The sequence below is a fragment of the Flavobacterium frigidum genome (assembly GCF_048286735.1).
Taxonomy (GTDB): Bacteria; Bacteroidota; Bacteroidia; order Flavobacteriales; family Flavobacteriaceae; genus Flavobacterium.
On the sequence record NZ_JBLVPU010000008.1, the window covers coordinates 70,996 to 85,955 of the forward strand.

A 14,960-nucleotide genomic window follows, 5' to 3' on the forward strand; every position below is an offset into this window, starting at 1 on the left:
TTAACTTTTTTTAAGCATTTTAGCAATTATAAAGTTGCTGATAGGCATTTTGAGTACTTTATCTTTTACACTGTATAACACAATTGCAAGGACTAAATAGATACCAGAAACAATAAAAAAACCATGATATACTTTTCCAACTAATTCTCCTACCCATAAGGATAGACCAATATTAGCCAGAAAGGCAAACAACACAAAAACAATAGAAACGGTTAAGCGTGAAATCAATGAAGAAAGTACATCAGCAGTTTTATCAACTGCGGTAAGTTTTACCAAATCAATGGTTGTTTTCGTGTAATCTTCTGCTCTTTCAAAAAGCATTTCTATTGTTGATGTATTATCTTCCATGGTATTTTTTTAGATGAATTTAATATTGAAATTATAATAGTACTTAAATAGTAGTATTTTTTATTTCATTTTTAGCATCATAAAATTTTGATTTACCCTCTTCAATTAGCGATTCACCATCATTTTTGACATCATAGAACTTTGATTTTCCTTGAGCCAATAAGGTTTCGCCTTCAGTCCAAATTTTTTCATACTTTTTGTTTATTGTTCCAAGTAAAGTATCTAATTTGTCTTTAAGTTCATCAGCATAATCATTGCTTTTATCCATGATTTTCTTTCTTGTTTTGTCTCCTTTTTCAGGTGCAAACAAAACGCCTAATAATGCTCCTACGGCTACTCCGCCTAAAACTCCTAAAATTATTTTATCTGATTTCATAATGTTATATTTTATTGTTTAATGTTATGTTTTTAAAGACTTCTACCTTGTATAAGTCTGAATAATATTGCGATTACTGCAATTACAAGTAGCACGTGTATAATAGATCCAAGACTAAATGCAAAAAATCCAATTGCCCAAAAGATTACTAATATTACCGCTATGGTGTAAAGAAGATTGCCCATTTTTTTATTTATTTAAGTGATTAATGAATTGTTTTATTATTTTTTTTAGACTCTTCTACCTGATATAAGTCTGAATAAGATTGCTATAACTGCAATTACAAGCAGTATATGGATAATTGACCCAGCGCTATAGGCAAAGAACCCAATAGCCCAGAATATTACTAAAATTACTGCAATGGTGTAAAGAAGGTTACTCATGATTTCTAGTTTTTAAGTGGTTGTTAATTATTTAAAAAACAGTACTATTAACCTTTAAAATTGTGCTAAAGCCTGTTTGTTTTTATTCTTTAATTTAATGGTTTTGCCATTTGTAGCGAAACGCTTAAAGTGCAAAGGAAGCATATACACTCAAGACACTGTTTTTAGCATCTGGTGAGGTAAAATTACTATTGGCGTCGTCTTTACCAATTTTGGTAAGACCATAATTATAACGGAATCCAAAACTAACGGATTCTAAATCAAGACCAACTCCTCCGGCTAAACCAGCATCAAATCTATTGAAGTCATCTACATTTACATTGTCTTCAAAATTGTAACTACCGCTATCAGATTTATTAGTTGTTTTACCGCTAATTAAATAAGCAGCATAAGGACCTGCGTGAATGTTTAAATTTTGGGTAAGATTAACCACTAATAAAAGGGGTACTTCAATATAATTTAACTTGAATTGTGCTGTTCCGTTCACTAACGCATTGTTATAAACTAATTCAGCTCCTTTTCCTGTATATGAAATCTCAGTTTGGAAAGAGATGTTCTCTGAAATTGGCATTTTTGCAAAAAGTCCTGCATTAAATCCTGTAAGTACATTATTGTCATCTACATCATCTGTATAAAAGTTAGAAAAGTTTACTCCACCTTTTATCCCAAATTTCGTTGCATCTTCTTGAGCTTGAACAGTAGTGAAGGTCATAATGCTAAATGCTAATGAAGCAAAAATCAGTTTTTTTGAATTTTTCATTTTGTTTTTTTATTGAATTATTACATTACAAATATCAGAATCTTACATAAGGTAATTGTTATAATACTTTTGGTTAAGTTTACATTATTCACACCTTAATCATTTTAGTATCAATTATTAGGAGCATTTTTTAAGGAAATCAAAAAATACTAAACAAAAAAAAGACGCGTTAAAAACGCGTCTTTTTAGAGTTCTATTTATTATCTACTGTCAGGTTTTTAAAAGCTTGACCTAATTCATTCATGTCACGATTGTATTCTTTCTTGAATGATTCCCAATCATCTTTTGAATCTTTTTTATAGCTTTCAATCTTTGCTTTCATGTCGTTATTTTTTTGTTCTAATACTGCAATTCTTCTAGCGTATTCGGTATCAATCGAACTACCTGTATTTTTCATACGTGCTTTTAGATCCAATATTCTATTTTCATTGGCAGTAATTGTCGCATCTGTGCTGGCTCTAAATGCGTCCCATTCTTCATGAGTTGCTTCTTTACGCGCATCTGAGAGTTCTTCTTTAGCGTCATCAAGATTTTCTCTTGCATTTTCAACATTATCTTGAGCAGCTTCCTCTTTTTTTGTAGTGTTTTGACAACTAGTCAAAACGGTTCCGGCCATAAAGGTTGTAATTGCTAATGTGTAAAGTGTTTTTTTCATTTGATTTAATTTTAGGTTTAGTTTTAATTTGTTTGTAAGGTTTTGTATGTTCTAATGTAAATTGCTGTTTATAGAACTGCTAAGTAGCAGACAAAAGCAGCGATTGTATGAATTATTTTTAAAGCAGTGATCAATCATATAAGCGAATTGCTATTTCTTCAACAACTGATAAGCTCTATTTTTCAATGAATTGCTTTTTGTTTTTAAACTTTTAAAGTCAATATGTCGTACTGAATTAAATCGATTTTTTTCTATTATGTTTATTTTCCGGCCATTGAAATTTAATTCTCTAAGCAGTCAATTAAAAAAATATACTAGTGCAAAGTTGGGGTATGGAGGCAAAAATTCAGTTATAAAACTTTTAGAATAAGTTGTATTATTTACAGATTATCAAAAAAACACATAATTTAAATCTGTATATTTTATTATACAAAATATTGATTAAAAGGAATATAGTATGTATTAACTGATGCTATAATTTAAACATAAAGTTTCAGTTTTTTATAAAGCAAAAAAATCATTAAAAACGTTCTACAAGTAGATTTCGTTTTTAATGATTTTAGATTTTTAATTTCTTGAGTCAACATCTTTATAAAATTTAAAAAGACATTGCCAATTTCATTCTTTAAATTATAATGAAAGAACCTATGTCGGTAATTTGACCTGCTGTAATAGCTACATCAGTTTTAACTACCGGCAATAAAGGAAGCGCTGGTGTGATCGTAATTTTGTATGTTCCTGGAGGAAGACCCATTACCATAAAATCGCCATTATCATTTACATTACTGGTATAACTTACACCACTTGCAGAAGTTGCTTCAACAACAGCCATAGTTCCTGCAGGAGTAATTTTACCTTTTACTGTACCACTGATTGCTTGTTCGATGGTTCTAATCACTGGTTTCAATGAGTACGTTCCATTTCCTTGCTTCACAATAGATTTATTAGCGTCAAAATCTAAAAGAACGGTGTACAAAATACCGTCTTGAAGTTTGTTACTAACTTTTATTTTTAATCCACTTTGCTCTGCACTTGGAGTACTTAATGGGTAACTCACACCGTCTAGAACCACTGTATTATTTGTACCAAGAATAAGTCTTACTTGATTTACTGAAGAAATTTCAAGTGAATCAGTAGCCAGTAAAGTATCTACACCATTAGAGAATTCTAATAAGTTATAGACTCCTTTTTTTACATTCAATAATACAATTTTTCCACCATCACCTATAACTTCTACACCTTGAATGTCTACATTTACCTCTTCATATGGTCCAGGAGCATCTGTTAAACGAACGGCATAAGGGTAACTTGCATTTGCATCATCATCATTATTACAAGAGTAAATTATTGCTCCAAGTAATAGAAAAGGCAGGATAAATTTTATTTTTTTCATAATTATTTAATTTAGATATTCTATTAATATTTAAGTAAAGGTACTTTCCGAATATAGATATTATGTTATATAACTATAGTTTAAAGTTGTACAATTGTCACTTGTAATTAATCGAAAATAATATTTCAAAAAAGCAATTGGTGATTTTATCTTTTTAAAAAATACAATTGTTGCTATATTCAACGGTTACTTTATAGTATCAAATTTTGCACCCATATTGAGTTCTTTTTTCATTTCATTTTCTTCTAAATCTTCTAAATCTTCCAATTTTTTATCTTCGGCTTTTTTCTTCTTATTGAAATAACCGCGCAGTAGAAAATTATGTTTGGCAGCTTCGATTACTTCATTTAAACCTTTGGTTCCTGTTTTCACATTTGTCATTGTAGAATCTATAATTAAGCCTATTTTTTCATCGCTAACTAATTTAGATAATGCTCCTTTTCCATTATTCATTTTTATAGTGAATTTTGAAAATTCATTAGAACTATTTTCTAGATTAGTAACCATTTTTTTTATGCTATTTCCAAACTCCTCATCGGAGACCAGCCTAGATAAAGCCCCATTTCCATTATTCATGCTACTACTAAACTGAGCAAGCTCTGCGGTAATAACTCCAGCATTATCAACACTTTTCTTAACGCTCACCATCAAATCATCCATCTCTATTGCTTGTTTAGAGGCAATATTGTCGTTGTCTTCTACAATAACATTAGAGTTTTTTCCAGATGAAATTATAAGTACTTTATCACCCATCAAACCATCAGAACTAATACTTGCAATAGCATCTTTTTTGATGTATTTACGAACTTCTTCTTTGATGACTAATTTTATAACCACCGATGTATCTGTTAAAAACTCTATTTCTTCCACCGTACCGATATTGATACCAGAGAAACGAACATTATTGCCTACATCGAGTCCGTTTACTGAATTAAATTTGGCAGTCAACTCAAATGTAGAGCCAAATAAATTTTTCTGTTTTCCAACAAAATATATTGTTGTAACAAAAAGTACCAAACCAATAATTACAAACATTCCTAATTTCCATTGGTATCCAGATTCTTTATTCATTTTATTTTGTTTTTTTGGTTATATAAAAAAAGATCGAACCCATTCGTCATCACTTTTTTCTAATTCTTCGTAGGTACCTTCCACATGTATTATACCTTCTTTTAAAATTACTAAACGATCAGCAGTATGTTTTGCGCAAGCCATATCGTGCGTAATTATGATGGAAGAGGTTTTATTCTTTTTTTGAATTTCTAATACTAATTCGCTTATCTCTCTCGAAGTAATAGTATCGAGTCCCGTTGTAGGTTCGTCATATAAGATGATTTCTGGTTTTAAAATTAAAGTTCTAGCCAAACCAATTCTTTTACGCATACCTCCTGATAATTCAGACGGCATTTTATCAATCACTTCACTTAAACCTACATTTTCTAAGATTTCCTTTATTTGATTTTCAACTTCTTCTGAAGATAATTCTTTCGCATGGCGCTTGAGTGTGAATGCCAAATTTTCTCGTACACTCATGGAATCGTACAATGCAGCATTTTGAAAAAGAAAACCAATTCGAACTCGTATTTCATTGAGTTCGTTGGTATCCATTTTGGTAATATCAGTACCAAAAACATTAATCACACCTGAATCAGCACTTACTAAACCCACAACACATTTTATTGTGATTGATTTTCCAGAACCCGATTTTCCTAAAACCACTAAATTTTCCCCTTTTTTTACTGAGAAAGTGACTCCTTTTAGTACTTCGTTAGTGCCAAAGGTTTTATAAAGATCCTTGATTTCTATAACAGTTTCAATTGTCGTAGCAAGAGGAGCTTGGGATGTTGTTTCTTGTATCATTTTAAAGAAATAAATCAGTTATTTGAACCGCTAGCATATCAATAATAAATATTGTTAACGATGCAGTCACAACAGCTGAATTTGCTGCTTTCCCAACACTTTCTGTTCCATTTGCTGCATTAAATCCTTTATAACAGCCAATCATTCCGATAAAAAATCCAAAGAAAAATGTTTTGATCGTAGCTGGAAAAATATCTAAAAACGTAATAGATTCTAAAACTTGTGCAAGGTATCGGAACATATTAACATCACTGTGAATATTTATTCCTACGTATCCGCCTACAATCCCAATTCCATCGGCATAAATTACTAAAAGTGGCACCATTAGTGTAGTTGCTAAAATACGTGTAACTACTAGATATTTATAGGGGTTTATAGCCGAAACTTCCATAGCATCTATTTGTTCCGTAACTTTCATAGAACCTAATTCGGCACCTATACCCGAGGAAACTTTACCAGCGCAAATCAGTGCGGTAATAACTGGAGCAATTTCCCTTATTAAAGAGAGCGCAACCATACTTGGTAACCAGGATTCTGCGCCAAACTTTGCTAATGTTGGTCTTGATTGTAATGTGAGCACTAAACCCATGATAAATCCAGTAATCGTTACCAATGGTAAGGATTTATATCCTATCACGTAACACTGTTTTATAAATTCTTTGAATTCATATGGAGTTTTCACTACTTCCTTGAAAAAACGCGCACCAAATATTGTGATTTTGCCCACATCATCGAAAGTTTCTTTCAAGTAGTTTGTTATACTTTCTTTTCTGACTGTTATAGTTTTATTCATTAAGTATTTTTTTTTGAATGCGTATTAACTATCAATAATCTCCTGTTACACTATTAATACTATTCTTTTATATTGTATGCTATTGAGCTAATATGTACAATAGTCTATAAAGTATTATTTTTAAAGGTTTTTTTGCAAATTTAATTATGAATACCACTATGGCTGTTATATAACTCTTATGTAAAGTTTCAATATTCACAGATGCAAAAAATGAAATTGTAACAGTACTATTAAGCCTGATGCTTTTTGCCAAAAAGTAAAAACAAAAAAAAGGCTATTGTTAAAACAATAGCCCCAAATAAACAAAACCAAACTAACCTTTTATTTTTCGCAAATCATGAAATCTTTTCATTGTGAAAAAATTATTATGCTATAAGCATCTGTATTTTCTAACTTAAGAACTATATTCTTATCGTGTGGTATTTTTTAGTAATGAAAAAGAAAAAAATAAAACCATTAAAAAAATATTTATAGACTGTTTTTAACAACAGTTTCAAAAAGTGTTCAAATGGTTTTATTCAATAAAAAAACAGGGTAATTATTTCAGGAAAACACTATTTTTTTGCTAATATGAAAATCAGCCACTTTATTTAATTGTTACTTTGAGTTTCTGATTCTAGTACTAATCTTGGTACCTCAAAATTTCTTTTGGGTGTTATTTTGCCTACTCTGCAATAACTTCTTGAAGCAGTACATACTTCGTTTGTTGAATTTTCCATAAACTTTTTTATTATTCTAAATATCTTCTTAGTGTCCATGCCATTGTTTCGTGTGCTTTCATCAAGCCAGTCAGGAAATCAGCAGTTCCGGCATCCTTATTTACATCAGTGCTAGTATCAACATCCTTTCTCAAATGAACGATAATAGTTTCGTGATCTCCTAATAATTCTTTTACCATCTCTTTTTGATTCGGGTAGTGATTAGGCGACTCTTTTATAATTGTTAAATCGGCAAACTCCGTCATGGTTCCTATGGATTTTCCACCCAGTTTGCTTATGCGTTCAGCAACTTCATCAATAGAGGATTCAAGTTCTGTATATTGAGCTTCAAATAATTTGTGAAATTCCATAAAACTCTCACCACAAACATTCCAATGAAATTTTCTTAATTTTACGTATAATGTCATTTCATTTGCCAAAATCGACGATAAGATAGCAATACTGTTATTTAAATGTTCTTGCGTAATTCCTATTTGTAGTTTCATAATTTCTGAATTTTATTAATGTTTAATTTTTTGTACTTAAATACGATTTTGTCTAATTCTTTTCTTTGTAATTTTCAAAATAGTATGATGCAATTAAGACTAAAATTTTACATTACAAAGTTCATTTTATTCACCTGAAAAAAATTATAAAATTTATTTAAAAAGTTGTATTATTCACACACTATTTTTTTTTAAAGACAAATATTCAATATTTATTATGTGTGATCATTCTACCACAGTGTATTATGAATCGGATAATCAGTATATCCTTTTTCATCTGCTGAATAAAATAAATCCGTTTTAAGATCTTCTGATAAAGGCCAATCATTTTTAAATCGTTCCACTAAGTCTGGATTATTAATAAAAGGACGACCAAAAGCAACAAGGTCCGTAAGCCCACTTTCAATGGCTGCCTCGGCGCTTTCTTTATCATAACCGCCACAAAGAATCAACGTATTCTTGAAATTATGACGAATCAGTTTCTTTATTTCCTTAGGGACAGCAGGTGCTCCTGTTGCAGAATGATCTACAAGATGAATATAGGCAATGTCTAGTTTATTAAGTTCTTTAGTAAGGTAATCGTATGTTTCATGAATTTCTGGATAATGAGGCATATCACTGGCTACTCCGTAGGGCGATAAACGAATGCCTGTTTTTTCTTTTCCAATAGCTTGTGCAATTGCGGCAACTACATCAAGTACAAAACGGCATCGATTTTCAATACTGCCGCCATATTGATCCGTACGGATATTGCTTATAGGCGAAAGAAACTCTTCTAACAAATACCCATTGGCACCATGCAATTCGACACCATCAAATCCTGCAAATAAGGCGTTTTCAGCTGCAGCTACATATTCAGTTTTGGCATGTAAAATATCTTGTTCAGTCATCTCTTTCGGTACTGGAAAATCTTGTAAGCCTTTTAAGTCGGTCCACATTTGTCCAGCAGCTTTAACTTGAGAAGGAGCAAGAATTTGAGATTCTATAGGCATATTCAACGGATGACTTATTCGTCCAGAGTGCATTAATTGAATAATTATTTTCCCACCGTTTTCATGAACGGCTTTAGTCGTTTTTTTCCAACCCTCTACTTGTACTTTACTAAATATTCCTGGAATTCTGGCATAACCAAGCCCATTTAGAGATGGAGATGTGCCTTCGGTTATGATTAATCCGGCATTGGAACGTTGTTTGTAATATTCGGCCATCAATTCATTAGGAATATTGTCAATAGCTCGACATCTTGTCATTGGTGCCATAACAATTCGGTTTTTCAAATCAATAGACCCCAGTTTTTTTAATGTAAATAGCTCGTATGTTTTCATGTCTTTTTTTAATTATTTATTACTAACAAAATACTTGTGTTTTATTAATTAAAAATACCGTCACAATAAAATTTAGGTAGTGTAACAACACTATTAATCTTTATTTTTTTTCGAAAAATATTTTTTTAAAAATCTAATGCTACAGTTCTCTTTCTCTCTATTTTGCTTATCATTTTTACTGTTCGTCGCAACTCTGCTAAAATCTTTACAAGAGATGAAATGTTGAACTAGCATGGTTTTTATTAAAAATAATTTTAAACGAAATCTGTGTTAAATTTTATATTATGAAACTTTAGTGATAAAATTATGTTAGGCAACATTCCTTTTTTATTCTGATTAACGGGTATCAAGCTCGTGTACCGCTTCGTTGGTCATAGGCGGAAGATTGGAAAACTCCTATGTTCTTGATGCCGTTGCGCCAATCTGGCAAATCAGAAAAACGTTACCTAACATAATAATTTTATATTCTTATAAAAACTACATAGAGTTTTAAAGGCCGCTAATGCGAATGAGTTTCTTGTTTACAAATTCATGAATTCCTAATTCAGATAATTCTCTGCCGTAACCAGAATTTTTAGTTCCTCCAAAAGGCAGATCAGCTTGGGTGGAGGTTGGCTGATTAATAAATACCATTCCAGTATCAATTTTATCAGCGATACGTTTCCCTCGTTCTATATCTTTCGTAAATATGGAACAACCTAGCCCAAAACTGGAATCGTTTGTCAATGTTATTGCTGCTTCTTCATCGATTACTCTGTAGAAAGAAGCCACAGGACCAAATATTTCTTCATAATACGCAGGAATTCCTGGATTCAAATCGGTTAAAATAGTAGGCTGAACAAAAGCGCCTGGAAGGTCAGAGCGAGTTCCTCCAAGTAAAATGGTTGCTCCAGCATCAACAGATTTCCTAATTTGATCTATAATATGTACAGCAGCAGCTTCGCTGCTCATCGGTCCTAACTCCGTTGTAGAGTTCATCGGGTCACCAACAATTAAGTTGGACATTTTTTCTTTGAATTTTTCAAGGAATTCATCTGCAATTGCTTCTACAGCTATAAATCTTTTAGACGCTACACAACTTTCACCATTATTATTAATTCGACCTACTACTGCCCATTCTACGGCTTTGTCAATGTCTGCATCTTCAAGAATGATGAAAGCATCATTACCACCCAATTCCAATACTGATTTCTTTAAATATTTTCCGGCTTCTGATGCTATACTTGCACCAGCCTCCTCACTTCCTGTTAGTGAAACTCCTTTTATTCTTATATCTGCAACTAAAGATGTTGCTCTTTCTCCAGAAATCAAAAGATTGGTGTAAAGACCATTTGGTGCTCCGGCTTCGTTAAGCAAATCTTCAATAGCTATGGCACATTGAGGAACCATTGATGCGTGTTTTACAAGAACCGTATTTCCCACCATAATATTTGGAGCAGCAAAACGTGCTACTTGATAAAACGGAAAATTCCATGGTTGAACGCCCAATAGTACACCAATGGGACTACAACGGACGACGGCACTTCCAAATTCAGGTTTTAACTCTTTGTCTGCTAAAAATTCTGAAGCGTGAGTGGCATAGTAATCAAAAATATCGGCACTCAATAGAATTTCACCCTCGGCCTGAGCAATTAATTTACCCATTTCTAGTGTTATTATTTTAGCTAGATATTCTTTTTTTTCACGCATCAAAGAAGCTACTTTGTGCAATATTTGAGCTCGTTGCTCATAATTAGTTTCTTTCCATGAATTGAATGTTTTTGCAGATTGTGCAACCAATACATCAACAGCTTTATCAGTCATTTCCTCAAAAGAGCGTACAACTTTATTGGTGAATGGATTAACGGTTTGAATAGCCATTATTTATTATTTGAAAGATTAATTGAATTTTTTTCTGGGGTTATTAAACCATACATTGCTTCATATTGCAACATGATATGTTTTTCGCCAATGGAATTAAAAAAATCTTCCAGACGTTTGATATGATCTATTGTAAATCTCAGGTGTACTTTGAGTGCATCAGCAAGTTCATCACTGGCAGCATTTTTAATCAGTACAGGAATAGATATAAGTAGTGCTTTTTCTGTAAAGTAAATTTCTTTTAGTTCCTCTACAAAAATATTTCGACAACCTTCACTTGTTTCAGGGGATGTTGTATTTGAATTTCCTTTCCCTTTTTCTAGCCTGACATTTTTGTCCGTTTTGGTTATGGTACTTTTCATTTGTTTTTAATTTATTAAAAAACATTAATTCTATAGTGTAAAGTTGGGATTATTTTACTTTTAAGCTATTACACAATTACTCGTATGTATTACATCTTTCACATATTATTAAACTAATCTTTTAAAATTAATCAGCATGAAATCCTAACTATTTCGGAGCTTGTCAAATTATTTAGTTCATTTGTACTTAATAAAATAATAAGAACAATTTTAGGGATACAAATTGTCTAAGGGAATAGATAAGTAAGTTTTTTTTAGAGGATTTCATAAAAAAAAGTTCTATAAATCTGGTGAGTTTATTGATTATTATGAAATGCAATTAGTGTTGAGGGAAAATAATCTAGAAATGAATAGGAGTAGTTGTAGGCGATAAAACAAACCGCTAAGAGTTATAAAAAATAGACTCGATATTTGGTATTTTAAGGTCTGTAATGCAAAAAAACGATAATTATATAAATAAAAAAACTTCCTTTTACATAGTAAAAAGGAAGTTCTAGATTGTAATCAATTTATTTGTGCTCGAACGGACTATTACTTTAAAGAAAAAGAATCATTCAAGTGCTAATATAATTTATGACTCATCTTTTGTAGTACGTACTAAACTAATTCCAGATACAAAGAAAATAATTCCTAATATACCGTAGATAATTAGCGATTTAACATCTCTTGTTTCACCTGATGTTCCAGCAAATATAACCGCTGTATAAATAAGACCTCCTATTCCAAGAGCAGTTAGTAACGCTCCAAAGATTCGTTTTAAATTCATGATTTTTAGTTTTTATGATTTATATTTATTTTCATAAGTTTCTTATTATCAACTAATTGTTTAATAATGAAACTTTCTAAATTATTAGAGCCACCTTTTAATGTGGTACTAATTACATGACAAATGTATTCCGATTCGCTTGTGAAAGTCTTATACAATTGTTAATATAACTTACATCTTTCACACTCTTTGCGAGGCAATACTAGTTGTGAATGAATTAAGTATAGCAAAATAGTTTTTAGTCATTAAACAAGAGATGCGTTGGATTGCTTCTTAATTTTATACTTTTTATTGTATTTTATAATGAAGCAAAAAAGTAGAATAGGAGTTTATGAAATTAAATTTCTTTGTTCAATATGAAAACTTGGTTAAGTAGCTCCTAGAGTTATTTCAAACTATTTTTTAGGGTATTGAATTCTTCTTGTAATTCAGAGCAAGCTTGCTTACAAATTTTATCTAATTGCGTTACTAAACTAAATATAGTATTGTTTTTATCTTTTGTGATTGTAAAATCATGAATTTTTTTGGCAACGTTTTCATGATCTGGATGGATTCCCATAATAGTAAAGGAAGGTAGCATTTTATGAACAGCAGCGCCTAATAAGGTCCAATTCTCTTCTTTCAAACTTTGTTTAATTGTATTTAATAGGTGAGGAGTTTGTTCTAAATAAATTGAAATCATTTCCATCATTAACTCAGGATTTGATTTGGTACGTCGGTTTAAGTACGTTAAATCAACATATCTTATTTCTTCTATTGAATTTTCATTCTCTACTACGGCATCAATAACTTCTATATTTTTTGGCTTAGATAAAAAGCTCACTATTTTGCTGTGCAGTAGTTTTTCATCAACTGGTTTAACAAGATAATCATCCATTCCTGCTAATTTACATTTTTCTAAATCTACTGTCGTGACATCAGCTGTTAAAGCAATAATTGGGATCGAAGATTTCATTGTATTTCTAATGTATTCAGTAGCTTCAAATCCATTCATTACTGGCATTTGCAAATCCATAAGTACAACATCAAACTCTTTTTCTTTCAATTTTTCAACAGCTATTTTACCATTTTCGGCAATCTCACAATCAAATCCAAAGTCATCTAATATGGTTTTCATCAACATCTGATTCAAAGTAATATCTTCAACAACTAATATTTTCACATTTTTCATTTGCGAATCGAGCTCCATGATTTCATTTTCTAGTTCTGCTACAGCGTTAGTTTTTTTGAAACTCAACATAAAACTAAAAGTAGATCCTACATGTAAAGTACTTTCAACACAAATGCTACCACCTTGTGCTTCGAGCAATTGTTTTACTATTGCTAGTCCTAAACCCGTACCGGCATACAATCTAGAAGTTCCGCTAGTTGCTTGTTGAAAATTTTCGAAAATACTTCCAATTTTATCCTCAGATATTCCGATACCAGTATCCTTAATAGAAAATTTTAAAACAACATTGTGTTCATCTTGTTGAAATAAATCGACACTAACTGTAACCTTGCCTTTACTAGTAAATTTAACAGCGTTACTTACAAGATTCAGAATGATTTGGTGCAACCTAACAGGATCTCCTATTATAAAATCGGGTATTTTATTATCGTATTCTTTAATTAATTGTAAGTTTTTTTCTAAAATTTTAGGTTCAAATAATTGAAGCATTACGGAAACAGTTGACTTGATTTTGAAAGGAATTTTCTCAAATGTCATTTTTCCAGAATCTACTTTAGCGAGATCGAGAATATCATCTATAAGTACGATTAAAGCATCACCACTCAGTTTGATAGCATTAAGGTATTCATTTTGTTTTGCTGTCAAATCAGTCCTCATAATCACTTTTGTAAATCCAATGATGGCATTCATTGGCGTACGAATTTCATGACTCATATTTGATAAAAATTGCTGCTTTGCTTGCATGGCACCTTCTGCAACTCTAGTTGCTTTTTCTGCTCTAATTTTTGCCTGTTCAGCATGTCCTCTAGCAGATTCAGCTGAAATTTTAGCCTCAATTAATTCATTTGCAATATGTTTTTGATCGGTAACATCTCTTGCAACAAGAACTACACCCAATACCTTTTTTGCATCATTTTTATATACAGATCCATTGAATAGTACATCAATTAAGTCTCCTTTTTTTTGTTTCAGAATTAGTGGACAATCCGTTACAAATCCTTTTTCAAATGCAGTTTGATAAACTTCACGGCCTTTTTGTGAATTCGTAAAATAATCAAAAAAATCAGTACCTATTAATTTAATTCGGGATATTCCTGTTATTTGCACAGAAGCATTATTTACATCCGTTATTTTCCCTTCAGGACTAACTGCAAATAGTGGATCATGACTCGCTTCAATAAGACTGATTGTATATTCTGAAAGTAACTTTTCTTGTATAAGATCGGTATTTAATTTTTTTAGTTGTTCTGCTTGAACCAGTAATTCTTGTGTTTTTAAATGTAAATCTACAAAAATAGCTACTTTAGCTTTTAAAATTTCTGGCGAAAGTGGTTTAATCATATAGTCAACAGCACCCGCTTCGTATCCTTTAAAAATTTGTAACGAATTATCATTACTCGCTGTTAAAAAAATAATAGGTACATGTTTGAGTTTATCGATCTGGCGGATTAGATCTACCGTTTCAAACCCGTCCATTAAAGGCATTTGAACATCAATTAGTATGATGGCAAAATCTTGTTGGTGTATCAGTATTTTCAAAGCCTCATTTCCCGAGTTGGCTCTAACGCATAAATAATTTTCATTAGACAGTATAACTTCTAAAGCAAATAAATTTTCGGGTAAATCGTCAACTATTAAAATTTTGACAGGGCTGTTTATTTTCATTTTCAATTGTAAAATAAAAGTTTTGTTCTTAACTAATTC

16 protein-coding genes are annotated in these 14,960 nt (G+C 31.3%); all 16 read right to left on the reverse strand.

All coding sequences use genetic code 11. The annotated features are described in order from the left end of the window. Entirely contained in the window at positions 1-348 is a 348-nt protein-coding gene (locus ACNQGO_RS06700) for a hypothetical protein (RefSeq protein ID WP_417984762.1), read from the reverse strand. A 43-nt stretch (positions 349-391) separates the two neighbouring features. Then, positions 392-724 (reverse strand): YtxH domain-containing protein, encoded by a 333-nt coding sequence (locus ACNQGO_RS06705; protein ID WP_417984763.1) that lies wholly within the window; start codon positions 722-724, stop codon positions 392-394. Positions 725-756: 32 nt separating this feature from the next. Next, entirely contained in the window at positions 757-909 is a 153-nt protein-coding gene (locus ACNQGO_RS06710; protein WP_417944540.1) for a lmo0937 family membrane protein, read from the reverse strand. Positions 910-954: 45 nt separating this feature from the next. Continuing rightward, positions 955-1,107 carry a lmo0937 family membrane protein gene (locus ACNQGO_RS06715; RefSeq protein ID WP_417944539.1) on the reverse strand — a complete coding sequence of 51 codons (153 nt, stop codon included), beginning with the start codon at positions 1,105-1,107 and terminating at the stop codon, positions 955-957. A gap of 124 nt (positions 1,108-1,231) precedes the next feature. Next, positions 1,232-1,867, reverse strand: a complete 636-nt coding sequence (locus ACNQGO_RS06720; RefSeq protein ID WP_417984764.1) for a porin family protein — start codon at positions 1,865-1,867, stop codon at positions 1,232-1,234. Between the two features lie 193 nt (positions 1,868-2,060). After that, the gene (locus tag ACNQGO_RS06725; protein ID WP_417944537.1) at positions 2,061-2,522 is read right to left on the reverse strand and encodes a sll1863 family stress response protein; all 462 of its coding nucleotides are present in this window, start codon (positions 2,520-2,522) and stop codon (positions 2,061-2,063) included. Between the two features lie 625 nt (positions 2,523-3,147). After that, positions 3,148-3,915 (reverse strand): DUF4382 domain-containing protein, encoded by a 768-nt coding sequence (locus ACNQGO_RS06730; RefSeq protein WP_417984765.1) that lies wholly within the window; start codon positions 3,913-3,915, stop codon positions 3,148-3,150. A gap of 186 nt (positions 3,916-4,101) precedes the next feature. After that, entirely contained in the window at positions 4,102-4,986 is an 885-nt protein-coding gene (locus tag ACNQGO_RS06735; protein WP_417984766.1) for an MlaD family protein, read from the reverse strand. A gap of 18 nt (positions 4,987-5,004) precedes the next feature. Next, a complete protein-coding gene (locus tag ACNQGO_RS06740; RefSeq protein ID WP_417984767.1) occupies positions 5,005-5,775 on the reverse strand; it encodes an ABC transporter ATP-binding protein in 771 nt (256 codons plus the stop codon). A gap of 1 nt (position 5,776) precedes the next feature. Continuing rightward, a complete protein-coding gene (locus ACNQGO_RS06745; RefSeq protein ID WP_417971282.1) occupies positions 5,777-6,568 on the reverse strand; it encodes an MlaE family ABC transporter permease in 792 nt (263 codons plus the stop codon). Between the two features lie 730 nt (positions 6,569-7,298). After that, entirely contained in the window at positions 7,299-7,772 is a 474-nt protein-coding gene (locus tag ACNQGO_RS06750; RefSeq protein ID WP_417984768.1) for a Dps family protein, read from the reverse strand. Positions 7,773-8,002: 230 nt separating this feature from the next. Beyond that, positions 8,003-9,097: an alkene reductase gene (locus ACNQGO_RS06755; protein ID WP_417984769.1), complete on the reverse strand. Its 1,095-nt coding sequence runs from the start codon at positions 9,095-9,097 to the stop codon at positions 8,003-8,005. 489 nt (positions 9,098-9,586) lie between these two features. Continuing rightward, positions 9,587-10,957, reverse strand: coding sequence for an NAD-dependent succinate-semialdehyde dehydrogenase (locus tag ACNQGO_RS06760; protein WP_417984770.1), 1,371 nt, complete (start codon positions 10,955-10,957; stop codon positions 9,587-9,589). Continuing rightward, entirely contained in the window at positions 10,957-11,319 is a 363-nt protein-coding gene (locus ACNQGO_RS06765) for a DUF892 family protein (protein WP_417944529.1), read from the reverse strand. Before ACNQGO_RS06765 ends, ACNQGO_RS06760 begins: the two co-directional genes overlap by 1 nt. A 571-nt stretch (positions 11,320-11,890) precedes the next feature. Next, entirely contained in the window at positions 11,891-12,085 is a 195-nt protein-coding gene (locus ACNQGO_RS06770; protein ID WP_073355583.1) for a hypothetical protein, read from the reverse strand. Positions 12,086-12,470: 385 nt separating this feature from the next. Continuing rightward, positions 12,471-14,921 (reverse strand): hybrid sensor histidine kinase/response regulator, encoded by a 2,451-nt coding sequence (locus ACNQGO_RS06775; protein ID WP_417984771.1) that lies wholly within the window; start codon positions 14,919-14,921, stop codon positions 12,471-12,473. Positions 14,922-14,960: the final 39 nt, after the last annotated feature.

Coding starts and splice junctions, on each gene's coding strand:
- ACNQGO_RS06715 (WP_417944539.1), bottom strand. CDS start 1,107: ATGAGTAACCTTCTTTACACCATTGCAGTAATTTTAGTAATATTCTGG.
- ACNQGO_RS06775 (WP_417984771.1), bottom strand. CDS start 14,921: ATGAAAATAAACAGCCCTGTCAAAATTTTAATAGTTGACGATTTACCC.
- ACNQGO_RS06765 (WP_417944529.1), bottom strand. CDS start 11,319: ATGAAAAGTACCATAACCAAAACGGACAAAAATGTCAGGCTAGAAAAA.
- ACNQGO_RS06750 (WP_417984768.1), bottom strand. CDS start 7,772: ATGAAACTACAAATAGGAATTACGCAAGAACATTTAAATAACAGTATT.
- ACNQGO_RS06770 (WP_073355583.1), bottom strand. CDS start 12,085: ATGAATTTAAAACGAATCTTTGGAGCGTTACTAACTGCTCTTGGAATA.
- ACNQGO_RS06720 (WP_417984764.1), bottom strand. CDS start 1,867: ATGAAAAATTCAAAAAAACTGATTTTTGCTTCATTAGCATTTAGCATT.
- ACNQGO_RS06725 (WP_417944537.1), bottom strand. CDS start 2,522: ATGAAAAAAACACTTTACACATTAGCAATTACAACCTTTATGGCCGGA.
- ACNQGO_RS06760 (WP_417984770.1), bottom strand. CDS start 10,957: ATGGCTATTCAAACCGTTAATCCATTCACCAATAAAGTTGTACGCTCT.
- ACNQGO_RS06745 (WP_417971282.1), bottom strand. CDS start 6,568: ATGAATAAAACTATAACAGTCAGAAAAGAAAGTATAACAAACTACTTG.
- ACNQGO_RS06700 (WP_417984762.1), bottom strand. CDS start 348: ATGGAAGATAATACATCAACAATAGAAATGCTTTTTGAAAGAGCAGAA.
- ACNQGO_RS06710 (WP_417944540.1), bottom strand. CDS start 909: ATGGGCAATCTTCTTTACACCATAGCGGTAATATTAGTAATCTTTTGG.
- ACNQGO_RS06740 (WP_417984767.1), bottom strand. CDS start 5,775: ATGATACAAGAAACAACATCCCAAGCTCCTCTTGCTACGACAATTGAA.
- ACNQGO_RS06730 (WP_417984765.1), bottom strand. CDS start 3,915: ATGAAAAAAATAAAATTTATCCTGCCTTTTCTATTACTTGGAGCAATA.
- ACNQGO_RS06705 (WP_417984763.1), bottom strand. CDS start 724: ATGAAATCAGATAAAATAATTTTAGGAGTTTTAGGCGGAGTAGCCGTA.
- ACNQGO_RS06755 (WP_417984769.1), bottom strand. CDS start 9,097: ATGAAAACATACGAGCTATTTACATTAAAAAAACTGGGGTCTATTGAT.
- ACNQGO_RS06735 (WP_417984766.1), bottom strand. CDS start 4,986: ATGAATAAAGAATCTGGATACCAATGGAAATTAGGAATGTTTGTAATT.